24 protein-coding genes are annotated in these 22,053 nt (G+C 62.6%); 18 read left to right on the forward strand and 6 right to left on the reverse strand.

Annotated features, from left to right (window positions below; translation table 11 throughout):
* Nucleotides 1–367 precede the first annotated feature (367 nt).
* The 11 genes from CFR79_RS10195 (at nucleotide 368) to CFR79_RS16200 (ending at nucleotide 8,019) form a co-directional block, all read left to right on the forward strand.
* Entirely contained in the window at nucleotides 368–1,492 is a 1,125-nt protein-coding gene (locus CFR79_RS10195) for a baseplate J/gp47 family protein (protein ID WP_102323762.1), read from the forward strand.
* Nucleotides 1,485–2,150, forward strand: coding sequence for a hypothetical protein (locus tag CFR79_RS10200; protein WP_110547836.1), 666 nt, complete (start codon nucleotides 1,485–1,487; stop codon nucleotides 2,148–2,150). The genes CFR79_RS10195 and CFR79_RS10200 overlap by 8 nt, the downstream gene beginning before the upstream one ends.
* On the forward strand, nucleotides 2,147–2,296 hold the full coding sequence (locus tag CFR79_RS16195; protein WP_258373531.1) for a hypothetical protein: 150 nt from the start codon (nucleotides 2,147–2,149) through the stop codon (nucleotides 2,294–2,296). Before CFR79_RS10200 ends, CFR79_RS16195 begins: the two co-directional genes overlap by 4 nt.
* A gap of 18 nt (nucleotides 2,297–2,314) precedes the next feature.
* Nucleotides 2,315–3,598, forward strand: a complete 1,284-nt coding sequence (locus tag CFR79_RS10205; protein ID WP_258373532.1) for a hypothetical protein — start codon at nucleotides 2,315–2,317, stop codon at nucleotides 3,596–3,598.
* 94 nt (nucleotides 3,599–3,692) lie between these two features.
* On the forward strand, nucleotides 3,693–5,462 hold the full coding sequence (locus CFR79_RS10210) for a hypothetical protein (protein WP_110547837.1): 1,770 nt from the start codon (nucleotides 3,693–3,695) through the stop codon (nucleotides 5,460–5,462).
* Nucleotides 5,463–5,480: 18 nt separating this feature from the next.
* Nucleotides 5,481–5,765 carry a hypothetical protein gene (locus tag CFR79_RS10215; protein ID WP_102323758.1) on the forward strand — a complete coding sequence of 95 codons (285 nt, stop codon included), beginning with the start codon at nucleotides 5,481–5,483 and terminating at the stop codon, nucleotides 5,763–5,765.
* A 64-nt stretch (nucleotides 5,766–5,829) separates the two neighbouring features.
* Nucleotides 5,830–6,255, forward strand: a complete 426-nt coding sequence (locus tag CFR79_RS10220; RefSeq protein WP_102323757.1) for a hypothetical protein — start codon at nucleotides 5,830–5,832, stop codon at nucleotides 6,253–6,255.
* Nucleotides 6,216–6,743 carry a hypothetical protein gene (locus CFR79_RS10225; RefSeq protein WP_306310116.1) on the forward strand — a complete coding sequence of 176 codons (528 nt, stop codon included), beginning with the start codon at nucleotides 6,216–6,218 and terminating at the stop codon, nucleotides 6,741–6,743. Before CFR79_RS10220 ends, CFR79_RS10225 begins: the two co-directional genes overlap by 40 nt.
* A gap of 1 nt (nucleotide 6,744) precedes the next feature.
* The gene (locus CFR79_RS10230; protein WP_258373533.1) at nucleotides 6,745–7,113 is read left to right on the forward strand and encodes a hypothetical protein; all 369 of its coding nucleotides are present in this window, start codon (nucleotides 6,745–6,747) and stop codon (nucleotides 7,111–7,113) included.
* Nucleotides 7,114–7,318: 205 nt separating this feature from the next.
* Complete coding sequence (locus tag CFR79_RS10235) at nucleotides 7,319–7,888, forward strand: hypothetical protein (protein WP_110547839.1); 570 nt, start codon at nucleotides 7,319–7,321, stop codon at nucleotides 7,886–7,888.
* Nucleotides 7,885–8,019, forward strand: coding sequence for a hypothetical protein (locus tag CFR79_RS16200; RefSeq protein WP_257997525.1), 135 nt, complete (start codon nucleotides 7,885–7,887; stop codon nucleotides 8,017–8,019). The genes CFR79_RS10235 and CFR79_RS16200 overlap by 4 nt, the downstream gene beginning before the upstream one ends.
* A 13-nt stretch (nucleotides 8,020–8,032) precedes the next feature.
* Here the strand turns inward: CFR79_RS16200 and CFR79_RS10240 are convergent, their stop codons facing one another.
* On the reverse strand, nucleotides 8,033–8,218 hold the full coding sequence (locus tag CFR79_RS10240; RefSeq protein ID WP_102323753.1) for a hypothetical protein: 186 nt from the start codon (nucleotides 8,216–8,218) through the stop codon (nucleotides 8,033–8,035).
* A 58-nt stretch (nucleotides 8,219–8,276) separates the two neighbouring features.
* Between CFR79_RS10240 and CFR79_RS10245 the strand changes: the two genes are divergently transcribed.
* From CFR79_RS10245 to CFR79_RS10260, 4 genes are all read left to right on the forward strand, one after another.
* Nucleotides 8,277–9,074, forward strand: coding sequence for a hypothetical protein (locus tag CFR79_RS10245; protein ID WP_110547840.1), 798 nt, complete (start codon nucleotides 8,277–8,279; stop codon nucleotides 9,072–9,074).
* Between the two features lie 53 nt (nucleotides 9,075–9,127).
* Nucleotides 9,128–9,760 (forward strand): hypothetical protein, encoded by a 633-nt coding sequence (locus CFR79_RS10250; protein ID WP_110547841.1) that lies wholly within the window; start codon nucleotides 9,128–9,130, stop codon nucleotides 9,758–9,760.
* A 300-nt stretch (nucleotides 9,761–10,060) separates the two neighbouring features.
* The gene (locus tag CFR79_RS10255; protein WP_102323750.1) at nucleotides 10,061–11,344 is read left to right on the forward strand and encodes an NAD(P)/FAD-dependent oxidoreductase; all 1,284 of its coding nucleotides are present in this window, start codon (nucleotides 10,061–10,063) and stop codon (nucleotides 11,342–11,344) included.
* Between the two features lie 83 nt (nucleotides 11,345–11,427).
* Nucleotides 11,428–13,122: an alginate export family protein gene (locus tag CFR79_RS10260; RefSeq protein ID WP_258373534.1), complete on the forward strand. Its 1,695-nt coding sequence runs from the start codon at nucleotides 11,428–11,430 to the stop codon at nucleotides 13,120–13,122.
* Between the two features lie 3 nt (nucleotides 13,123–13,125).
* On the opposite strand, the gene CFR79_RS10265 is transcribed toward CFR79_RS10260, so the two are convergent.
* Entirely contained in the window at nucleotides 13,126–14,721 is a 1,596-nt protein-coding gene (locus CFR79_RS10265) for a glycosyltransferase family 9 protein (RefSeq protein ID WP_110547842.1), read from the reverse strand.
* A 20-nt stretch (nucleotides 14,722–14,741) separates the two neighbouring features.
* Nucleotides 14,742–16,133: an FAD-binding oxidoreductase gene (locus CFR79_RS10270; protein ID WP_102324227.1), complete on the reverse strand. Its 1,392-nt coding sequence runs from the start codon at nucleotides 16,131–16,133 to the stop codon at nucleotides 14,742–14,744.
* A 364-nt stretch (nucleotides 16,134–16,497) separates the two neighbouring features.
* Here CFR79_RS10270 and CFR79_RS10275 point away from each other — a divergent pair, with 364 nt between their 5' ends.
* The 3 genes from CFR79_RS10275 (at nucleotide 16,498) to CFR79_RS15680 (ending at nucleotide 18,354) form a co-directional block, all read left to right on the forward strand.
* Nucleotides 16,498–17,040: a thioredoxin family protein gene (locus CFR79_RS10275; protein WP_110547843.1), complete on the forward strand. Its 543-nt coding sequence runs from the start codon at nucleotides 16,498–16,500 to the stop codon at nucleotides 17,038–17,040.
* 102 nt (nucleotides 17,041–17,142) lie between these two features.
* Nucleotides 17,143–17,295, forward strand: a complete 153-nt coding sequence (locus CFR79_RS15900; protein WP_181417415.1) for a hypothetical protein — start codon at nucleotides 17,143–17,145, stop codon at nucleotides 17,293–17,295.
* Between the two features lie 381 nt (nucleotides 17,296–17,676).
* Nucleotides 17,677–18,354, forward strand: a complete 678-nt coding sequence (locus CFR79_RS15680) for a hypothetical protein (protein ID WP_146220128.1) — start codon at nucleotides 17,677–17,679, stop codon at nucleotides 18,352–18,354.
* A 499-nt stretch (nucleotides 18,355–18,853) separates the two neighbouring features.
* On the opposite strand, the gene CFR79_RS10285 is transcribed toward CFR79_RS15680, so the two are convergent.
* From CFR79_RS10285 to CFR79_RS10295, 3 genes are all read right to left on the reverse strand, one after another.
* A complete protein-coding gene (locus CFR79_RS10285) occupies nucleotides 18,854–19,219 on the reverse strand; it encodes a DUF4112 domain-containing protein (protein WP_258373535.1) in 366 nt (121 codons plus the stop codon).
* Nucleotides 19,220–19,287: 68 nt separating this feature from the next.
* Nucleotides 19,288–19,608: a SelT/SelW/SelH family protein gene (locus CFR79_RS10290; protein ID WP_110547846.1), complete on the reverse strand. Its 321-nt coding sequence runs from the start codon at nucleotides 19,606–19,608 to the stop codon at nucleotides 19,288–19,290.
* Nucleotides 19,609–19,713: 105 nt separating this feature from the next.
* Complete coding sequence (locus CFR79_RS10295; RefSeq protein WP_110547847.1) at nucleotides 19,714–21,816, reverse strand: catalase; 2,103 nt, start codon at nucleotides 21,814–21,816, stop codon at nucleotides 19,714–19,716.
* Nucleotides 21,817–22,053: the final 237 nt, after the last annotated feature.

Below are 22,053 nucleotides of genomic sequence, written 5' to 3' on the forward strand. Positions count from 1 at the left end.
TCATATTTCTTAAGGGGCTGAAATGGCCCCGATCCGGTTTTACAGCCGCATGCCCCGTGCATGCGGCTGTATGCGTCTGGGGACAGGGATGCCGCACCCTGTTTCCCCCTTTTCCGCGCCCACCATGTCGTGCCTGTCCGCATGCCCGCCCGGCGGGGTGTGTTCCCGTGGCTTTTATGGGGCGTCCGTTCCCTGCGCGGTTCGGTCCGCCCCTGCGCTGGCCGTGGCCCGTCGGGGCCGTTTCATGCCGTAGCGCAATGCACGCATCAGCACTGGCGATGTCGCAGCCTGCGCCGGTATTGCGCGCCGTCAGCGCGTGTTTTCTGAAAAAACAGGATTAATCACCCTAACCAAGACGGAGGGCCGCGTGGCCATCACGTTCCAATCCTTCAAGACCACGCTGGGCAATATGGTGGCCAGCGCGCAGGGCGCGTGTCCCGCGCTGCTGGACCTGAATGTGGGGTCCGCCGGTCGCGCCATGCTGGAAGCGGTTGCGGGGCTGGGGCTGTGGTTCCAGTTCATCGCGCTGCAGATCCTATCCCGCACGCGGCTGGCGACATCCACCGGCGCGGACGTGGACAGTTTCGTGCAGGATTTCGGCCTGTCCCGCCTGCCGGGCACCACCGCCACGGGCATGGTCACCTTCACATCCTTTTCCCCCGCCAGCCAGTCGGCCACCATCGCGGCTGGCGATACGGTCAAGACGGCATCCAGCCTTGTTTATGACGTGGTTGAAGACAGCACGAACCCGGCATGGTCAGCGGCGCAGAACGCTTATATCCGCCCCGCCGGGACAGCATCCATCACGGTGCCCGTGCAGTGCGAAACCACCGGCGCGGCGGGCAACGTGACGGCGGGGGCGGTCTGCCTGCTGGGCACGGCCATTTCCGGCATCGACACCGTCACCAACACCGCCGCCCTGACCAATGGTAGCGACGGCGAGACGGATGCAGCCCTGCGCACGCGGTTTGTCGCCTATATCAACAGCCGGTCCAAGGCCACGATGGCCGCGATCGAGAACGCGGTGACGGATGTATCCGCCGACCTGATCTATCAGGTGGTGGAGAACATCGACACATCCGGCGCGGCGCTGCCGGGCAATGTGGTGGTATATGTCGATGACGGGTCGGGCGATGTGGCCGATGCGGTCATCGTGCAGGTCTACACATCGGTCGATGCGGTGCGGCCCGCCGCCGTATCCGTTCAGGTGGTACGCCCCGATGTGGTGCGCCCGGCGGTGGCCATGACGGTCAGCGTGAACGGCACCGGCGACCTTGCCACGGTGGACGCCACGATCAGCACCAACATTGCAACCTACCTCAACGGTCTGGCTATCGGCGATGCCGCCAGCTATTCGCGCCTGATCCAGATCGCCTACGCCGCCAGCACATCCGTTACCAACGTGACCGGCGTGACGCTGGCCGGTGGCGTTGTGGACCTGCCTGCGACAACCGGCACGGCCTATCGGGCCGGGGCGGTGGATTTTGGCTGATGTAACCCCCAATGGCTTCGCCCTGCGCATCCGCGCACTGCTGCCATCCGGCTGGTTCCCCGCGCCACCCGCCACGGGGCAGGTGGAGGCCGCACCCGTCCTCAATGCCGTGTTGCAGGGTTTCGGCAATCTGTCTGCGTGGGTGTGGGCCCTTCTTGCGGGCACGAATGACCAGACACGGCTTGCCAGCATGAGCGGGGCGTTTCTGGACATGTTCGCCGCCGACTTTTTCGGCACCACCCTGACCCGCGCCGCAGGCGAGGGTGATGACGCCCTGCGCACCCGCATTGAGGAAGCGCTGTTCCCCTCGCTGGGCACGCGGCCTGATGTGGTGAATGTGCTGGCCGATGAACTCGGCACGGCCGGGCGCGTGATCGAGCCACGCAACGCCACCGACTGCAAGGGGCTGGGCAGCGTCACCAGCCCGGCCACCGGCGGGGGATATGGTTACGGGACACCGGGGCTGAGATACGGGTCGCGCCATGCCCCGTTCCGGCTTTTCGCCCAGTTGCCGACAGGGGACACGGACGCACCGTCCCCACAGACGATGGCCAGGATTGCAGCGGTGCTGCCAGCGGGCACGATTGCATGGGTACAATGCACGCCTGTAGCGATAGAAGCTGAAGTCAATAATGATTTCGGTGGAGATATTTCATGAGAAACGTTTTCCTTGCGACCGCCCTGTGCGCGCTGCCCGTTGCGGCCGGGGCGCAGTCCATGCCGGACTGGCAGTCCTATCAGGCGACGGGAAACCCCGGTGCGATGGTCCGTTCCGCCGGAACAGCGGACAGCGTTGCGGCATGAATGGGGAAAAAGGTCGATGTGAATAGCGGCAGGATCAATGCGCCTGTCCTCAATGGCGGGAATGAAACCTTTGAACCAAAGGATATTCCGGGCGCCAGCGGCACCGCCATTCCCAACACGTTCTGGGTCGACAGGTATTACAGCCCGAAATCGTGGTTCATAACCGCGAATACGACATGGAACGTATGTGCATCGGGCTGCCCCTACACCAATCCGCTTGATGCGTGGAATGCGGCCCTGCATGCCACGTTCCTCAATGGCGCATGGCTTACGATCAGCATTGCGGACGGCACCTACAACATCAGCAACCAGTTCTTCACCAACGTCACGCGGACACAGTCCGTGCAGGTTGTGGGGGACACCGCCAACCCGGCGAAGGTGGTGCTGAATTTCACGGGCACGAAGGGCACCAACACAGGGGGCTTCACGGCCTATGATGGCGGCAGGATCGGCCTGATAGACGGCGTGACCATTCAGGCCCCGACCGATGGCAGCGCATCGCTGGCGTCCACGGACCCGGCAGGACGGCATATCTGGAATTCGCAGAGCTACGGCGGCGGCATACAGGCATATGGCGGCGGGTCGAACATCCATGTCGGCAGCCATGTGGTGATCCGCAACTTCTACTATTCCATGGTGGCGGACAATAATGGCGTCCTCAACGCGCCCAACGGGGGTGTGACCATGTCCGTGGCGGGCGATGTCAACGCCATGGCGCGTGGCGGCGGCGTGATTGTATGCACGCCGTGTGCGGCAACCGATGCCAGCGATTACAGCTATCCCGCCATCACGCTGGGGTCCAATTACGATGCCGAACGCGGTGGCTCGCTTTACATCGACGGGTCCACCGGGTCGAAATCACTCGTATCGGGCGTTGTCGGCCTGACGGGCGGCCATATCTGGGCGCACAACATGACGCTGAGCGGCGCGCTGATCGCAACGCAGGGGCAGGGGGCGTGGATTACCGGCAATGCATCGGCCGAATTCAGCGGGTCGAACATTTCGGGCTACAATATCGGCGTCAATGCGGTTAACGGCGGCTATGCCAGCGTAGACAGCACCAGCATCCACAATAACAGGCTTGCTGGCATTACCGCCGATGGCGGGCGCGTGACGGGTGGTTCCGCAACCATCACGAACAACACGACATACGGCATACAGGCCCTGCATCAGGGTTCGGTCGTGCTGTTTGGCAGTTACGCCCGGATGAGCGGCAACGGGACGAATTTTTCCGTGCAGCCCGCTGGCATCCAGAACGTGTCCGGCACGGCCTATTCGGCTTCCAGCATAGATGTCCAGTGACGTGATTGCGTGTGGAGGTGGCTGACCGCCGGTCATCCGCCCGCCCTGCTGGCACATCTGTTCGCGCACCATATTTGTGAAAGGCTTCGAGGTAATGGATAGGCAGATCGTGTACCCTGCCCAGATTCCGATGGACAGTGACCAGTTGAATGCCCAGCGTAACGCATATGTTGGCATGGGGCATCTGGCTGGCATGGCGTATGGTCAGGCCACTGTCGCGGCGTCCGGCTTCGCCTGCGCACCGGGAACTGGTCTGGCGCTGATCATGGCGCCCGGATCGCTGATTGCGCCGGGTGTTGTCGATGCGTCGTCTTACGGCACGCTGGCGGCAGTCCCGAGTACGCTCGTGCGCCAGTATGTCAGCCGCGACCCGGTCACGCTGGATGTGCCGGGGGCCGGGGCTGCCCATACCGTGTATGTCACCCCCGTTACGCAGGATGCGGACGATACGGTGCTGCCGTTCTACAATGCGGCAAACCCGTCCGTGACCTATGCGGGGTCGGATAACAGCGGGGCCACTGCGCCCACCGTGCGGCAGGATCTGGCGCAGCTGGGGATTGGCGCATCCGTTCCCTCTGGCGCATACCCGCTGTGGACCGTGACGGTGCCCGCGGGGGCTTCGGCCATTACGGCGGATATGCTTACGCAGGCGGTGGGCGCGCCGTTTTACGACACCATCCCGCAGCTACAGGCCGCCAAGCAGGACGCGCTTGGCTTCACCCCGGTCCAGCAGGGCGGCGGGCCGGATCAGACCGGCGACAAGGTCAGTCTGGGGCAGGACGCCAGCTATCCGGGGATAATGCGCGTCAGCGTCAACGGGGGTGATGCGGGCGGCCTGCTGTCGGGAACGTATGGCAAAAGCGCCCCCGACTACCAGATGCTGGGGCTTTACCAGCAGTCCACCACCGGGCGTCCGGTCGCGGTGTTCAATAACGGCACGACGACCGTTTACAATGGCATCGCCAACTACACCGACGTAACGGGCGAGGCATCCGCCCGGCAGGATGCCGATACGGCGATCCAGACAAACCTGACCACGGCGATCGGCAACCAGTCGGACATAAACTGCACCCTGTCGTCTGACATCAGTAACTGCGTTTCCGGGATATATGGAAAAGGGACCAGCGATTACCAGATACTGGGTCTTTATTTCCAGACCAGCACGGGACGCCCCATTGCCGTATTCAGCAACGGCACGGCGAACGTGTTCAATGGCATTGCGAACTATACTGATGTCACCACGCTCCAGACCAACCTGACATCATTCCAGACACAGCAGGCCGATACGAACAGCGTATTCGCCAGCGGGATTGCATCGCGTGTCCCGACAAATGCTGAAAATGACGGGGTGAACGCGCCCATCACGCTGTTCAACTATTTCGTGGGCGACGGCACCCCGTGGGCCAGTGCGAACGGGGTCAGTTTCTCGCTGGTAAAAAGCGCGCCGGGGACGGGGTTCAACAAGGTCCTGAACATCAGCACCGATGGCGCGGGCAACCTTGTCGTGCCCGACGGTTCCGGCAGGACCAGCACATATGCCCCATGCAGTGCCGCGATAACATCGGGTACGGTGTCGGTTACGAAGATCGGTGATCTGGTTATCCAGACGTTTCAGGCCTCGATCGCCAATCCGAATAATGGCGGCGCGGGCTGCGTGAGCGTTACCCTGCCGCAGGCCCTGACGCAGTCCATCCAGTTTTCAAAGGGCAATGCCCTTGGCGGGACGCAGGGCGGCACGCTGTGGATTCCGTCCGTCAATGTCGTTCCGTCCTCCCTTACCGAAGTCACCATTTACGCCGATAACCTGCAGGACCTGAACTGGACCGCCGCCGTCACGGTTCAGGTGCTGGTCATCGGTTCGTAGCAACTCAAGGAATATCCCATGTCAGGAACGACCACGTCTGCCGGTAGTGCCGCCTCCGGGTACCAGAACTACATCCTCTACCGCACTGTCGCCAGAACCTATCAGCCCGCATCCTATATCGGACCGGACGGCAAGACGGTAACGCCCGCCGCCATTACGGCGCAGCCCGTGGGCTATGTCGTGGCCACGCAGCTTCTGTCCAGCCTGTCGGGCATTACGGTGCCGGCCGGATTTGCCTATGCACCCGATGCGGCAGGCACATATCCCGTGGGCAGCACCTATACGCCGCCTGCCGCGTCCTGATCCCTTTTTGCCGATCCTGCGCCCGCCCGACCGCCCCTGAGGCGGTTTTTTTATGAGAAAAAACATGAGCGAAACCACCACAGTACCGCCGGTCGCCGCACCATCCATGCGCTGCGCCACGGTCGAGGATCTGGCGCGGGTGCGCGAACGGCTGGCGAAGGTCGAAGGCGGCCACGACAACCTGCGCGACGGGCTGAATGTGCTGTCCGTCCAGTTTTCCGACCTGCGGCGCGACCTGACCCGCTCCGTGGCTGACAACGCGGCCCAGACCCGGCGCGAGGTCATGGCCCGCGTGGACGTGATGGCCGGAAACGCCGCCGAACGCGACACCGAAATATCAGGCCGCCTGTCCAGCATCGAAGGCGGCCTGAAGCTGACATCATGGATGACCATGACCTTCATCGTGCTGGCCACCGGCCTGCTGGGCTGGGGTCAGGTGGGCGATGCGGCATGGTCGTTGTGCCGCCGCGCTTTGGGCTACGGGCCATGACCGGCCTGTGCCCCGTGCAGGTCCGGCGCGAGATCGTAACCCCCGTGCTGGAGCTGATCGGGCTGGGCGGTGATGCGGCGGCCAGCCTGCTGACCGGCACCGCGCTGGCCGAAACGGGCCTGGCGTATATCCGGCAGGTAACGGATGGCGGCCCCGGTCCCGCGCTGGGGCTGTGGCAGATGGAACCGTTCACCCATGACGACATCTGGGCGACATTCCTGCCCGCCCCACGGCTGGCGGGGCTGCGGCGTCACCTGCTGCTGCTGCGCGGGCAGTGGCCGGCGGGGGCGGCGCAGATGGCGTCCAACATGGCCTATGCCTGCGCCATGGCGCGCGTGAAGTATTACCGCGCGCCCGACCCGCTGCCCGCCGCCACCGATGCCGTGGCGATGTGCCGGACGTGGAAGCGTATCTACAACACCAGTCTGGGGGCAGGGGACGTGGACCCGCGACACGTCGCCCTGTTCCAGCAAGCCATCGGGACATGACATGAATACAACCGCCAGACTGGGCGGCCTTGGGGCCGTCTTCGCGCTGCTGCTGACCGAAGTGCCGGAGCAGTACACATTCTACGCCGCCATGCTCGTCATTGCCTGCGGCACCATCGCGGCCACGGTGCCGCCCCCTGTGGCGGGCGGCCGGTGGGCTGCGGTCTATCATGTCATTTCGGCGATCGGGCTGAATATCGGCTGGGCCGAAAGCCGCCTGAAGCCGGGCGTATCGGGCATTCCCGTATCGCGGGGTGACGAAGCGGCGGCACGGCAGGCGGTGCATGATGCGGGCATACCCGTCCTGCCCGGACTCGGGCAGGCCGTCCGTTCGCCGGAGGCGGCGCGGGAACCACCGCTGGGCAGGTGACTGTGCGGGGAGAAGACCACCTGCCCAGACGGGGCTGCCAGCCGCGGGGGCTGACGCGGTCGGGACCCAGGTGGATGGCCGATAGCCCCGACCGTTCCCGCATGAAAGTCCCGTGGCGTAACACCCGTATGGCAGCGCCGAAACAGTGCCGTGCAAACAGTAACAAACCATCACCGCCCGACCGGCGGCCTTACCGGAGCGCCAGATGAACCCTTCATCCCGGCGCGCTTTCCTGCGCGCATCATGTATCCTTGCCAGCGGCTTCCCGCTGGCGGCCTGTTCCACCACCACGACCGGCCACGTCACCACCATCACCCTGAATGTCGCGGAAGTGGAGGATTACGGCACCGCCATCCTGTCCTTCGCCACCACGGCCCTGACCATTCCGTTCGTGGCGACGGCCATGGGTCCGGCCAGCGTGGCGCTGGCGGGCACGGTGATTGCGGGGCTGAAATCCGCACTGGACTCTTTTCGCACCGCGGCGGGGACCAGCACATCCGTCACCTGCGACAACAGCAGCGTGAAGGCGGCGTTTGACAGCCTGCTGTCCGATGTGACGCAGATCGATACGCTGGTGGTCCAGACCATTACCGCCGCATCCGTCACCGCCACCGGTTCGGTCGCGTCCGATGCACGGACGGCGGCAGGGGCCGCAGCCACGCTGATCGCCCTGTTACGCGCCATGGCGGACAGCGCCACGGCCATGACGCGTCCGCCCCCGCCGGAACGCGGCGCGATCGCCACCATCGACCGCTTTGTCGCAGGCCGGGCATGAACGGCTTCGCGGCGGGCGTGATGACGGGCGCGGGCGGCATGGTCGTGCTGATCGGGCTGCTGGTGATCGTGCCGATCCGGGTCCATGCCTGCCTTATGGCCGCGCGGCTGCGCGCACGCGGGCTGGAATAAGGCGCGCCGCCGCCTAGTAGCGCATGCGCATGAGGTCGGCCAGCGCGTCCAGCTTGTCCGCCAGTGCCGCGGTGCTTGAGCGCAGGGCGTCCGTAATTGCGCCGTCCTGGTCCATGGCGGTGGACAGGCGCTCCACGTCCGAACGGATTTCATCCAGCAGGGTGGCCCGCTCGGTCAGGATTCCGTCTTCGTCGCGCATGTGATTCTCCCCTTTTCGCATCCGTACCAACGATGCGCATATTTGCAGGGTTTCCACAATGATACGCAGACTTGGCTGCCACCCGGCCCGGCCCCGTCCCGGTCAGCCGCGCCTTGCGGCCATGCGCGGCTTCATCGCCCGTCCGGCCCCGCCACGGCTTGACCGCAGCCGGATCGACCCGCGCCCGGCCATGCTGGGCAATGACACGCTGGGCGACTGCACGGCGGCGGGCATTGGCAATCACCTGCACGCCACGGCGGCGCTGGCGGGGTTTTGCATTGGCGTCGATACGTCTGATGCGGTGCGGTTCTATGCCCGTTCCACCGGCTATGTGCCGGGCGATCCCGCCACGGATGGCGGGGGTGTCGAGGCTGATGTGCTGACCACGGCCCTGCGCGATGGCTACGCGCTGGCGGACCAGACGCTGTTTCCCCTGTGGGGCAGTGCCGATCCGTCCGACCTGAACGGGGTGCGCAACATCGCCGCCGGCCTGTCCGCCGCCTATCTGGGCGTGCAGCTTGCGCAGGCGGATATGTGGGAAGATGAAGCCGGCAACCTGTCCCCCGTATGGGATACGCACGGCCCGCCGGGCCACGGCGACCCCACGCCGGGCAGCGCAGGCGGGCACTGCCTGCTGCTATGGGACTACGCGGGCACGGATGACACCGATCTTGTAACGCTGCTGACATGGGGCACCACGCAGAAGGCGACGTGGCGCTGGGTACGATCGCGCATCATGGAAGCGCATGGCCTGGCATGGCGGCAGTTACACGCGCCCGGAAGCCTGTATCCCGTGGGCGATGACTGGGCGGCGCTGGTTGCGGCGAACGACGCCTATCTGGCCGGGACGGGATGAGGTCCGTGCAGCCTTATCCGCTTTCTCCTTCCATTAAACAGGGATCACGTTGCATGCGTAATCGCCGGGGCAGCGCCGTTTCCATCATCTGTGTCCTGCTGGCCCTGTCGGGCTGCGGGGTGCATCCTGATGGCGTGCGGACCACCATTCCCGCCGCCATGGCGGGTATCCAGTCCTCCCTCGCGCAGGCGGGGGTGGTGTCGGTATCGCATGCGGATGCGTGGACACCGCAGCAGGACGCCCGCTTCACCCGCAACGTGCAGGCCATCCAGTGCGCCCAGCACACGCCCGACCCGGTGGTGGGCACGATCGCCGGTGACGTGACGGTGCAGTTAAGCGGCACGTTCACGCAGGGTGGCCAGTTCAGCGTGGGGGCGACGCCTGCCGCGCCAACCGTGGCGTTTGGGGGCAATGCCACGCGCATGCGCGGCCAGACGCTGGGGGTCAGCGTATCCTATGCGCCGTTATCGGCCATGCCGGATATCGAAATGGGGCGGCAGATGGGGTATGAAACCGCGCTGCTGGGCCAGAACGATGCCATCCGCCATGCCGAAAGCACACGCCTGCTGGCCGGGCGTGACGCGCTGGCGGCGAAGGTGCGCGGGCTTGTTACCGGCTGGCGGGCAGGGGCCTGCGCTGCTTCCGCGCCCGAAGCGGCCTTTGTCGGGGGCAGGCGGGGCGGATAAGCTTCGTCCTGTTCAGCGCGGCGGGTGTCCTGTATGAACGGGCGGACGCCACGGGTGCGGACAGATCGGCTTTTTTTGATCGCCCGCTTTCACCCGCCGGTTTTTCCCGCCATGGAGGGAAAAAACCGCATGGCCGGGATCGACCGTTACGCATTGGTGTGCGAATTCGGGCCTGTGCCGGTTTCAGGCACGCGATGCATCCCCTATGGTCGCGGGCGGCAGAGTTGACACGAACAAGGCGTATCGGGGTTCCCATGCGGAACCGGGACGCCGTGCAAGCGGGTTTGGAGCATTATTGAAATGGCACAGAAGTTTCGGATCGTGATTGTTGGCGGTGGTGTGGCGGGGCTTGCGCTTGCCACGCGGCTGGGCAATTCGGTCGGACGCGCGGGGCGTGCGGAAATCACCCTGGTGGACAAAAGCTTCGCCCATGTATGGAAACCCATGCTGCACTGCTTCGCCGCAGGCACGGCCGCGAACGAAAATGACCGCATAAGCTTCATGTCGCAGGCCAGCCGCCACCATTTCGAGTTCTGGCCCGGCGAGATCACGGCAGTAGACCGCAGCGCGAAAACGCTGGCCCTCGCCCCCATCCGCGACCCTGCGAACGGGGAACTGGTGGTTGATGCCCGCACGCTGGAATATGACGCGCTGGTACTGTGCATCGGCAGCCGGGCGAATGATTTCGGCACGCCCGGCGTTGCCGAACACTGCATGTTCATTGACAATCTGGTGGATGCGAACGGCTTTAACGACCGGTTCCGCATGGAACTGCTGCGCGCCTTCGCCAATCATCAGGCGCTGGATATCGCCATCGTGGGCGGGGGGGCGACCGGCACCCAGCTTGCCGCCGAACTGCACAAGGCGCTGGATATCGCATCCCTGTACAGTTTTGGCGAAAAGCCGCCCAAGCTGCGCATCACCCTGCTGGAAGCAGGCCCACGCATCCTGCCTGCCTTCCCCGAGGCCGTGTCGGACGCGGCAGTCAGGCAGCTTGAGGCGATTGGCGTCAGTGTCCGCACATCCGCCATGGTCAGCGGCGCGGATGAAAACGGCTTTGTGCTGAAAGACGGCAGCCGCGTTCCCGCGACGCTGCGTGTATGGGCGGCGGGGGTCAAGGCCCCGGACGTGACCAGCCATTTCGGCGGGCTGAAACTGTCACGTTCCGGCCAGCTTGAAGTCCGTCCCACCCTGCAGGTGATGGAGGACGACAACGTCTTCGCCATGGGGGACTGCGCCTTCATCGCCGAAAAGCCCGTCGCCCCCACGGCGCAGGCCGCCCGCCAGCAGGCCCACCATCTGGCGCGCTACCTGCCACAGTGGATGAATGGCAAGCCGCTGCCTGCCTTCACCTTCCGCAACAAGGGCGCGGTCGTGGCGCTGGGTGATTATAATGGCTGGGGCACGTTCCCCGGTGGCACCGTGTTCGGCGGGGGCTGGCTGCATGGCCTGTCCGCGCGGATGGTTCACCTCATGCTGTATCGCCAGCATCAGTTTGAACTGTACGGGCCGGTGCGCGGCACGATTTCGTGCCTTGTGGACTGGCTGGACGTGTTTGTCCGCCCGTCCGTCCGGCTGGACTGAAACGGGACGCGGGCAACCACAGCGGATGCAGGCCTCCTGCCCATACAGGCGGGGGCCGCGTTCGGGGTATCGTATCCTTCATCATGAGCCGTATCAGGCACAGCCGCGCCCTGCGGACGGGCACGGCCATCCCTTTTCTGGCCGCAGCCATTGGCGTGGCCTACGGGGTGGCCGCGCGCGCCGCTGATGGCGTGCAGGTGGATGACAGACAGGCCACCACCACCGCGCCGGAAAACATCACGGTGCATGTGCGCCCGCGCCCGCCCATCCAGATCTATCCCCACGCCAATCCCATAGGCCAGCCCTACCGGCTGAGTGGCGCGGAAAACCGCAAGAACGGCCATCCCTATGACTGGGGCGTATTCAACCGCGACAATGGCGAGGCCGCGGGCTTCGGCCCCATTGGCCGCTACGGCGTGGCCCCATGGGCGGAAGACTGGAGCAACCTGCGCGACCATCCCAAGCACGATGACCCGTTCGACGTGCTGAAATACATTCCCCTTACCCGTAGCGGGTCGGTCTGGATCAGCTTTTCGGGTGAGACGCGGGCGCGGAACTGGTTTGAAAGCCGCCCGATGCTGGGTACGCAGAAACCATCGGATTCCGGCCGTTTCACCATACGCAACCTGTATGGGGCGGACCTGCATATCGGGCCGCATCTGCGGTTTTTCGGGCAACTGGTCAACGCGGATGCGGGCGGCTGGGGCGGGTATGGCTATGGTTCGACCTACCGCAAGCGACTGGACGCGCAGCAGGCCTTTGTCGAGACGCGATGGACCATGCTGGGGGCGAAAAGCGGCTTCATGTTTGGCCGCCAGCAGTTTCTCGATGCGCCGTCCTACATCATATATAACCGTGATACGCCCAGCGTGCCGCTTTCGTGGAACGGGTTCCGCGCCTACATGATCTGGTCGCGCATCCGTATCGACGGCTGGGACTTCGTGCAGACCTACGACAATGAACGCGCGATGTTTCACGATACGGAAAACTACGCATCCCGGCTGTACGGTTTCAATGCGACATGGGCGCCGCCCGATTTCACCTTCATGGGGCAGAAGGGCTATTCCTTCGTCGATGCGTTCTATATCGGCTACAAGCTGGCAGGGGCGGCGGGCGTGATCGCGGGGCCGGACGGGGCGGTTACGGGGTCGAACACGCGCAATACCTTTGGCACGCGCTGGCATGGCGTGGCGGGGCCGGTCGAATTCTCGCTTGGCGGCGTGTGGCAGGGCGGGGTGTTCCGTCCGGCGGCCACCAGCACGGCGCGCGGGGTCAGCGCATATGCCATCAACGCCACGCTGGGCTATCGGCTGCCCGATCCGGTGCTGCACAGCTTTGCCGGGATTCAGGCCGATGTCTATTCGGGCGGGGATGCCGCGCGGCGCAGTGGCGCGATCGGCACCTATACCGCGCCGTTCAGTCCACAGACCGGCTATCTCGACACCACCACTTACATGAACCCGTCCAACCTGATCGGCTTTGCGCCGCTGGTGCGCATCACGCCGTGCAGTTCGGTCAGCATCCAGTTGAAATACCCGCTGTTCTGGCGCGACAGCGTGCGCGACCCGATCTATCGCTCAACCGGGTATTACAGCTTCGCGCAGACATTCCATGGCCGGTTCATCGGCATGGCCCCGCAGGCATCCCTGGCATGGCAGATCAATACGCACCTGTCATGGACGCAGTATGTCTCGCGCTTCATGACCTCACGCGGGCTGGACGCGGCGGGCGGGTCCAGCGGCACGTATTACCAGTCCAATTTCGCCTTCCGCTTCTGATCGTCAGGGCCGGGCCGTCGTGGCGGATGGGGGCAGGTCGCGCGCGGCCAGCATGCTGCACAGGCGGCGGACAACATCATCCCACTGTCCCGCGCGAAGCTGGCGTATGATCCGCAGGTTGGGATACCACGGGCTGTCCGTCCGGCCTGAAAGCCACCGCCAGCAGTTGTCGAAACGGTCCAGCAGGATGACGGGACACCCCATCGCCCCCGCCAGATGGGCGATGGCCGTATCGACCGACACCACCACATCCAGCCCGGCGATCAGCGCGGCCGTGTCATCCATGTCGCGCACGCTTTCCATCGGGTCATACAGCCGCATGCCAGCGGGCATGTCGCGCATCTGCGTGGCATAGGTGCCCATCTGCAGGCTGACCAGATTGACCCCCGCCATGCCCGCCAGCGGCGCAAGCGCGCGCAGGGGGATGGAACGGCGACGGTCCATGGCGTGGGCCGCGGGCACGTCCGGGCGGCTGGCCCCGCCCCATACCAGTCCCACGCGCAGGCCGTTGCCGGTGGGCAGGAACGGCGCCCAGTACTGCACCAGTGCCGGTTCGGCCCGCAGGTAGGGCACGCTGCGTCCCGCATGACCCGCTGTCCGGCGCAGCGCGCGCGGCAGGCTGAGGAACGGACAGTGCCAGTCATGGGCAGGCGGGGGGCGACGGTCATCAAACACGCGGCGGACACAGCACATGCGCCGGATCAGGCCATGCAGCGTAACGGGGGCCTGCACATAAACCCGCGCGCCCATATCCGCCAGCACCGGCACGAAGCGCAGCATCATGAGCATATCGCCCAGGCCCCCTTCGCGCGTGATCAGCACGCTACGCCCGCGCAGGTCTGCATCGGGCTCCAGAACGGGCAGCAGCCCCGCCGATGGCAGCCGCAGGCGACCGGGCAGGCGGTGCCGCCATTCATATTCATCCCACCCTTCATCCATCCGCCCGGTCTTGAGCAGGGTCAGCGCGTGGTTCATGCGTAGCTGCGGATCATCGGGGCGCAGCGCCAGCGCGCGGCCATGCGCCTCCAGCGCCGCATCCGTGCGGTTCCATGCCGCCAGCAGGTGCGCAAGGTTGGCATGCGTCATCGCGCTGTCGGGGTGGTGGTTGAGGATGTAGCGCAGCAGGTCATGGCCTGCGGCAAATTCCCCCTGTTCCATGAAACACACGGCCATGAGGTTGCCGGTGGTCAGTTGCGCGGGCGACAGGCTGAGGCCGTCCGCAAGCACCGCCTGCGCCTCTGCCGTTCTGCCGCGTTGCAGCAGCAGTTCGCCCAGCATGTCATGCGTGCGGATGTCGCGGCCCGCGCGCTGGCGCACGGCGCGCAGCACGGCTTCGGCTTCCTCCACCCGGTCATGCGGCAGCAGCAGGTCCAGCATGTCGCGTGCGGGGTGGCGCGCGCCGGGATTGGCATGGGCCTGACGGCACAGCAGCCGGGCGGCTTCATGCACGCGGTTGCAGCCCGCATGGGCATGGGCCAGCAGGATTTCCACGCGCGGGCCGGGGGGACAGACCTCCAGCACGGCGCGGGCATGGGCGAACTGGCCCCGCCGCAGCAGGTCCAGCGCATGCGCAAGCGCGGTATCGGTCGGGACGGACATGGTGGCTCCTGCCTGCGGGTTCAGGCCAGCGCGGGTGGCAGCATCTTGCCGGGGTTGAGGATGTTATACGGGTCCAGCGCATGCTTGATCGCATGCATGACGCCAAGGGCGGGCGCGCCGTGTTCGGCTTCCATGAACTCGATCTTGCCGGTGCCGATGCCATGTTCCCCGCTGCATGACCCGCCCAGCGCCAGCGCGCGGCGCACGATGCGGCGGTCCAGTTCCAGCGCGCGTTCGTATCCGCCTTCCTCCGGCGGGACGAGGATGACGGTATGGAAATTGCCATCCCCCACATGCCCCACGATCGGCGCGCACAGGCCGGATCTGCCGATATCCTCCTTCACGCCGGTCATGAGTTCGGTCAGGGCGGATATGGGCACGATGGCATCCGTCGCCAGCCCGTGATGGCCGGGACGGTAGGCAAGGGCCGCCCAGTAGGCGGCGTGGCGGGCTTTCCACAGGCGGGTGCGCTCTTCCTGGCTTTCGCTCCATGTAAAGCCGAGGCCCGCATTGTCGCCCGCGATTTCCTCCACCATTGCAATCTGTTCGCGCACGCTGGCGGGGGACCCCTGAAATTCAAAGAACAGCGTTGTCAGCCGCTGGTAGCCTTCCAGCGCGGAATAGCGGATGCACGCATCCATCTGCACATCGTCCAGCAGTTCAAGCCGGCCAATGGGCACGCCCATCTGCATGATCGCAACCGCCGTGCGCACCGCGTCATCCAGCGTGGGAAACTGGCACACGGCGGCGGCCATGGTTTCGGGAATGCCATGCAGGCGAAGCTGGATTTCGGTTATGACGCCCAGTGTGCCTTCCGAACCGACCAGCAGCCCGGTCAGGTCGTAGCCGGTGGAGGATTTACGCACCCGTCCCCCGGTATCAACCACCGTTCCGTCCGCCATGACGGCGCGCAGGCCCATGACGTTTTCGCGCATCGTGCCGTAGCGCACCGCCGCCGTGCCCGATGCGCGGGTGGCGCACATGCCGCCGATCGTTGCTTCCCCGCCCGGATCGACGGGAAAGAACAGTCCCATGTCGCGCAGATGCGCATTGAGCGCCTGCCGCGTCACACCAGCCTGCACGCGGCAGTCCAGATCATCGGCATTGACCTGGAGTATGTCGGTCATCTGCGACAGGTCGAGGCTGATCGCGCCGGGCGGCGGGGTAACATGCCCTTCAACCGACGTGCCCGCGCCGAAGGGGACCAGCGGCACCCGATGGGCATGGCACTGCGCCACGATGGCGGAGACTTCCTGCGTCGTGCGGGCGAACAGTACCGCTTCGGGCATGTTGGCGCGCATCCAGCCTTCGCCGTGGCTGTGCTGGGTACGGATGGAATCATTATGCGTAATCCGCTCGCCCAGCAGGGGCGTAAGGGCGGCAATGACCTGTTGCAGGGGGGAATGGGTCATGGTGGGCAGTTCTTCCAAATGGCATGCGGCAAGGCGCGGCGCAGTTTAACGGCCACGCCCCTGACGTCTAGGGGCCGTGACGGGGCGGGTGCCCTGCGGGCGGAAAGAGACGCTGCACGGCCATTTATACATTATTAATAGTTATTTAAAAACAACGCGATTTTCCGTGATATTTTATTGACCGGCCAGCCGGTTCTCCCTATATCCGAAAGGAACTGGTCCGGCCCATGCGGCACAATTCAAGGCATATGACCGCATGCCACGGACCACATCAAATCACGGACGGGATCTGTATTTTTCTCCCGCACGGTCCCATCACAGATGGTCCGACGCCGGATCATTAACCCGAGGAAGGTGGCCTGCCATGAAACCCGGTTCCCTTGCACTGGCCCTGCTGCTGGCCACAGTCCCGGTACCGCTTGCTTCCGCCAGCATGGCCGCCGGATCGCTGCCACAGATAGGCGATGCCAGCGTCAAACCCGTAACCGCCCCCTATGGCCCGGCGGAAGGCGCGCAGCAGGCAGTGGACGCGGCCTTCGCGCTTGCACGCCAGACGGGACGCAGGGTGCTGCTGGATTTCGGGGCCAACTGGTGCCCGGACTGCCGCATATTCGCGGGCGTGCTGACACAGCCGGATGTGGCGCCATGGATCGAAAAGAACTTCGTGGTCGTTCCCATAAACGTCAACCGTGACAAAAACGCGCCACGCAATGGGGAACGCTACAACAGCAATGCGGACATCGCGCGGAAATATGGCGTGGTTATCGAAGCCATTCCGGCGGTTCTGGTCTTCACCCCCGATGGACAGCTTGTGAACCGGGACGATGCCCTCGTACTGGGTGACGCCCGCAGCCTGACGCCGCAGGCCATGATCAACCAGCTTGATAAATGGGCGCCGCCTTCCTGATCCGCCGATAGGCAGCCCGGTATCTGCAGTGGCCTGACCGAAAATAAATTGGGGAATTTCGGTCAGTTATGATTCATGTGCCTGCGACATCCTGATGAAATCATGATGGGCTGGACCGAGATTGCCCCTGCGCCGTATCGCCACGACGAATTGAAATATGCGAGTGACATCCATGACACGGGCCGTTATCGGCACACCGAACTGTGGCGTATCGTCGAGACCATTCTTTATATTATCACGATCGAAAGACAATGACGATAACTGCTCCGGCCATTTTCCCATCCTTTAACCACAATGCAGGGATATTTTAGTAGTTGGATTATGGAGCGCGGCTTTCTTCGCTCAGTCTGTGTCGTCGCCTCGACGTGACCGTCGGGACGACTGTTTCATCTTCATGCGCATGACTGCTCATCATCCATATCTGCATAGTCATACGGAAAATTACTTATGTGACTTTTCAATTCAGAATTTAACAAATAATATGATAAGTAAATACAAATTTCTCGATGTATAAATATTGTATATCCATAGTTACTAATAATTTATTACATTTAAATACTATAAAATAAAAAATATTCTTGCATATATTGAATTATATTATATCCATTGCATAAGTATAGAAATGGAGCGTAAATTGTGAAATTATACGAAAATAGTAAAGAATGGATTGAAATATCTTATGATAGATATCCCAAAGCACGTAAGAAAACAGATGAATTTATTTCCGATTTAGACAATGAAATGAAGAAAAGATTAGATAATTCCAGCCAACCATATAATATATCTAATGGCGGAATGTTTTTCCTAATTGCGTTCGCTATTTCCGCATGGGCACTTGATCAAGATTTGGATTGGTATAGTGATGAAATTCAGAAAATAGAAAATCTAAAAACATACATTTTCGACGGAACCGCCAGTTTGCTTTTTCTGGAAATAATTAGAACATTTCCATTAAATATATTTTTCAAAGAGATCGTATATTTAAACAAATTAAATTATTTGTGGAATGAAATAGTTATTGAAAATATTAGTGATTTCGATGCCCTGGAAAGGGTAGAAAAATTCATTTCCTCTGTTAGAGTATATAATATAAAAAGAAATTCAATAATAATAAGATTGAATATAATTTCAGAAATTATGTTTTTATTTATTCAAGTGATCTGTGTCTGCGTTATTGCTTTGGGTGGATTTCATTTGTGGTCAGAAAAGCATGTGTATGAAACCAGAAGAGAGGCGATAGAAAAACGAGAGAAATTACATAAAGAATGCCTATTTATTCAGTGCAGATCAGGACAGATGAAATCATCAAACTGAATGGCGGTTGAGAATTCACAGGTCCGCATGGTGGGAAACCTGTAAATGCCCCATTTTTATTATTTACAAAGACGGACAAAGTGGATCAGACCGCTTCCCCCTACTCATAGAATGCACCGTGTGGATGATTGCCGCCTGTTCAATATGAACTACAGCGGGTTTTAGCAGAGCAATGCGCCGGAAGAACATGGTCTGAAAAAAACGATATTTCAGGATAATGATGGCATTTCAAGATAGTTTATTTCAATATCATAAAACATAAATGATCGGTTTATTATTATTTTCAATAAATTATCTGGTTCGCCCTAGGGCCTGTTAGATCTTGAAATTCTTCCCATATTGTGAGGATAGAAGAAGGAGACGGAACAGGCACTTTTACGGATGAGACGTGGGCGATCTGGAAACCTCTGATTGAGGCGGTTCGCCCGCGGGGCAAGACGCCGCCACATAATCTGCGGCGCACGATAGCAGCATTTTCACCCAAGCTGGTGTCGTAATCTTAATCAGGGGTCAGACCCAGATGCTGTTCCAGCAGGGCGACATTGCGCAGGTTGGCCTTGAACGCGACATCGAATACATCGCCCACCACCGGCACCAGATCGGCTGCGGTCTCCACCGCGACATTGGCCAGCATGCGCCCCAGCACCGCGCCGCGTACCCCCAGTTTCCAGCTTTTCCATACGATATAGAGCGACGGCAGCAGCATCACCGTCGTCCCGCCTACCGGCAGCAGCCCGATCAGCGCATCAAGCCCCCAGCGGGCTTTCGTGCCGGGTATGCGGAAGGCGGCGTCCAGCACCGTGGCAAGCTGGCGCAGGCGCTGCACTTCCCGGTGGATATGGGCGCGATCGGCATGTGGGGGCATGGTTTTCATACCCTTGATTATGGGATGGGGCAGGGGCCGTTACAATGTGCCCGCTACGGCTGGCGTGGTCAGGGGGGCGGGTCGCCATCGGGCGTGGATTTGCGGTCGATATGGCCCATGTCGCGTTCGGGCGCGATCACGTCGCGCACGCGCTGCTTGAGTTCCTTGGGGCCGGGAAAGCCGCCGTCGCGCTTGCGTTCCCACACCACATGACCGTCAACCGTGATTTCAAAACATCCACCATCGCCCGGCACAAGGGTCACGCCCCCCAGTTCCATGCCGAAGGTGGAAAGCAGTTCCTGCGCCATCCACGCCGCACGCAGCAGCCAGTTGCAGCGCGTGCAGTACAGGATGGATATCTGGGGGCGGGGCGTGTTTTCCTGCGTCATGGATCAGCTTCTTGCGATGGTCCCGGACCGGGCGGGAGCGCCCGGCAGCCCGCATTGTGGGGAGGAATGCCGCACGGATGCAAGAGCCACCGGGTAAGGGTCAGCTCAGATGCTATGAACCCGCCCTTCGCGTGCCCACAGGCGCAGCGCGCCGCAGGTCTGGATGAACGTATCCGCATCCGATGCGGATTCCAGCGCGATCACCCCTTCATCACGCATTTTGGGGTGCAGGCCCGCCGCCGCCAGAAGCAGTTCGGCGGCATCGTTATGGGCGATGAACTTGGCATGGGCGAAGGCATCCGCGATGAAGTCGCGCATCGTCGCCTCATGCCGCAGGGCGTTGGCGCCTTCCACCGTGGGCAGCAGGGCCACCGCGTCATACAGGACCGACGGGCCGCCATTGATGCGCTGCTGCGCCACAAGCGGGTTGCCCGCGCTGTCCTTCAGTCCGCCCACGGTCGGCGCGATCAGTTCCACGGTGCCATCCACCGCCGCCACGGCATCCTGTAGCGCGCCAAGCAGTTCATGATCCACGCCATTGGTAATCACGATACCCAGCTTGCGGCCCGTAAAACTGCCTGGGCCGTTTTCAAGGATGCTCAGCGCGGGTGAGGGTTCCAGCCCGGCCACGACCGGGCGGGCGGCCTGCGCCGGGGCGGGCAGGGGCGACAGGCCCAGTCCCTTTGCCACCGCTTCGGCCAGGTCCTTGTCCACATGCAGCAGGTGGCTGACCATGCGCGCGCGGATGGCGGGGGTTTCGACCTTGCTCAGTTCAAATATGAACGCATCGCGCATGTGGGTCTGTTCCACCGGCGTCTGGCTGATAAAGAACTGGCGGGCCTGACTGTAGTGATCGGCGAAGGATTCCGAACGCTGGCGCAGCTTGGGGCCGGACACGTCCGCGGCGAAGGTCTGGAAGTCCTCCCCCGTTTCCCGCGGGCCGCCCGTGGGCTGGGACCACGAATTGGGTTCGTAGTTGGCCCGCCCCTTCGGGTTGTGCATGGCCATGTGCCCGTCCTGCTGGAAATTGTGGAAGGGGCACTTGGGCGCGTTTATGGGGATATGGGTGAAGTTGGGACCGCCAAGGCGCTTGGTCTGGGTATCGAGATAGGAGAAATTGCGCCCCTGCAGCAGCGGGTCGTTGGTGAAATCGATGCCGGGCACGATGTTCTGCGTACAGAAGGCGACCTGTTCGGTTTCGGCAAAGAAATTGTCCACCATCCGGTCCAGCACCAGACGGCCCACGCGGCGTACGGGCACCAGTTCCTCGGGGATCAGCTTGGTCGGGTCGAGGATGTCGAAGGGGAAGCTGTCGGCAAACGCATCATCAAAAAGCTGCACGCCCAGTTCCCATTCGGGAAAATTCCCGCTGGTAATGGCCTGCCACAGGTCGCGGCGGTGGAAATCGGGGTCAGCGCCGTTGATTTTCAGCGCCTCGTTCCATGCGACGGACTGCAGGCCCAGCTTGGGCTTCCAGTGGAACTTGACGTAAGTGGAGCGGCCCTGCGCATCGATCAGGCGGAAGGTATGGACGCCAAACCCTTCCATGAAGCGGAAGGAGCGCGGAATGGCCCGATCCGACATGGCCCAGCAGACCATATGCGTCGCTTCGGGGGAGAGGGAGACGAAATCCCAGAAATTGTCATGCGCCGTCTGCGCCTGCGGGAAGTCGCGGTCCGGGGCCTGCTTGGCCGCATGCACGAAATCGGGGAACTTGATCGCGTCCTGAATGAAAAAGACCGGGATGTTGTTGCCAACCAGATCCCAGTTGCCCTGCTTGGTATAGAACTTGACGGCGAAGCCCCGCACGTCACGCACCACGTCCGCCGAACCCTTGTTGCCCGCCACGGTGGAAAACCGCACGAATACCGGGGTGCGTTCGCCCTCGCGCTGGAAAATATCGGCCTTGCTGACATCGCTCAGGCTGTCGGTCAGTTCAAAAAAGCCATGCGCGCCGTAGCCACGGGCATGGACCACGCGCTCGGGTATGCGTTCATGGTCGAAATGGAAGATTTTTTCGCGGAAATGGAAATCCTCCATCAACGCGGGACCGTTCGCGCCCGCGCGCAGCGTATTCTGGTCATCGGCCACCGGCACGCCCTGCTGGGTGGTCATGACCGGCGTGTCGCCCCCCGCGACCTGATGGGTTTCCCCGCCGGGGCCGGTATGGGTGGCGGGGGATGCGGATGGGTGCGGTGTCTTTGTCATGAGATGTTCGCGTGTCCCTGATGGTCATGGTGATAAGGGGCAGCGGGCGTGCTGGAATGCCGTGCTGCATGGGATCGGGATTTCCAACGGGCGGGGATGGAGCGGGTTTCATGCCTTCACGCAGGGCACGGTTGCCAAGCGCGCAAGGGCAGGGCACAGGTGCGCAGTCGAACACCTGCCGCCAAGGACCGCAGCCGCATGCGTAACCGTTTCCGTATTCTGGCCATTGCGCCGATC

Origin of the sequence: Komagataeibacter saccharivorans (assembly GCF_003207825.1) — a bacterium.
Lineage (GTDB): Bacteria > Pseudomonadota > Alphaproteobacteria > Acetobacterales > Acetobacteraceae > Komagataeibacter > Komagataeibacter saccharivorans.

What these genes read in the sequence shown, in the direction of transcription:
- CFR79_RS16195 (WP_258373531.1), top strand. Translation starts at nt 2,147, where the DNA reads ATGAGAAACGTTTTCCTTGCGACCGCCCTGTGCGCGCTGCCCGTTGCG.
- CFR79_RS10210 (WP_110547837.1), top strand. Translation starts at nt 3,693, where the DNA reads ATGGATAGGCAGATCGTGTACCCTGCCCAGATTCCGATGGACAGTGAC.
- CFR79_RS10215 (WP_102323758.1), top strand. Translation starts at nt 5,481, where the DNA reads ATGTCAGGAACGACCACGTCTGCCGGTAGTGCCGCCTCCGGGTACCAG.
- CFR79_RS10220 (WP_102323757.1), top strand. Translation starts at nt 5,830, where the DNA reads ATGAGCGAAACCACCACAGTACCGCCGGTCGCCGCACCATCCATGCGC.
- CFR79_RS10225 (WP_306310116.1), top strand. Translation starts at nt 6,216, where the DNA reads ATGGTCGTTGTGCCGCCGCGCTTTGGGCTACGGGCCATGACCGGCCTG.
- CFR79_RS10230 (WP_258373533.1), top strand. Translation starts at nt 6,745, where the DNA reads ATGAATACAACCGCCAGACTGGGCGGCCTTGGGGCCGTCTTCGCGCTG.
- CFR79_RS10235 (WP_110547839.1), top strand. Translation starts at nt 7,319, where the DNA reads ATGAACCCTTCATCCCGGCGCGCTTTCCTGCGCGCATCATGTATCCTT.
- CFR79_RS16200 (WP_257997525.1), top strand. Translation starts at nt 7,885, where the DNA reads ATGAACGGCTTCGCGGCGGGCGTGATGACGGGCGCGGGCGGCATGGTC.
- CFR79_RS10240 (WP_102323753.1), bottom strand. Translation starts at nt 8,218, where the DNA reads ATGCGCGACGAAGACGGAATCCTGACCGAGCGGGCCACCCTGCTGGAT.
- CFR79_RS10245 (WP_110547840.1), top strand. Translation starts at nt 8,277, where the DNA reads ATGATACGCAGACTTGGCTGCCACCCGGCCCGGCCCCGTCCCGGTCAG.
- CFR79_RS10250 (WP_110547841.1), top strand. Translation starts at nt 9,128, where the DNA reads ATGCGTAATCGCCGGGGCAGCGCCGTTTCCATCATCTGTGTCCTGCTG.
- CFR79_RS10255 (WP_102323750.1), top strand. Translation starts at nt 10,061, where the DNA reads ATGGCACAGAAGTTTCGGATCGTGATTGTTGGCGGTGGTGTGGCGGGG.
- CFR79_RS10260 (WP_258373534.1), top strand. Translation starts at nt 11,428, where the DNA reads ATGAGCCGTATCAGGCACAGCCGCGCCCTGCGGACGGGCACGGCCATC.
- CFR79_RS10265 (WP_110547842.1), bottom strand. Translation starts at nt 14,721, where the DNA reads ATGTCCGTCCCGACCGATACCGCGCTTGCGCATGCGCTGGACCTGCTG.
- CFR79_RS10270 (WP_102324227.1), bottom strand. Translation starts at nt 16,133, where the DNA reads ATGACCCATTCCCCCCTGCAACAGGTCATTGCCGCCCTTACGCCCCTG.
- CFR79_RS10275 (WP_110547843.1), top strand. Translation starts at nt 16,498, where the DNA reads ATGAAACCCGGTTCCCTTGCACTGGCCCTGCTGCTGGCCACAGTCCCG.
- CFR79_RS15900 (WP_181417415.1), top strand. Translation starts at nt 17,143, where the DNA reads ATGATGGGCTGGACCGAGATTGCCCCTGCGCCGTATCGCCACGACGAA.
- CFR79_RS10285 (WP_258373535.1), bottom strand. Translation starts at nt 19,219, where the DNA reads ATGCCCCCACATGCCGATCGCGCCCATATCCACCGGGAAGTGCAGCGC.
- CFR79_RS10290 (WP_110547846.1), bottom strand. Translation starts at nt 19,608, where the DNA reads ATGACGCAGGAAAACACGCCCCGCCCCCAGATATCCATCCTGTACTGC.
- CFR79_RS10295 (WP_110547847.1), bottom strand. Translation starts at nt 21,816, where the DNA reads ATGACAAAGACACCGCACCCATCCGCATCCCCCGCCACCCATACCGGC.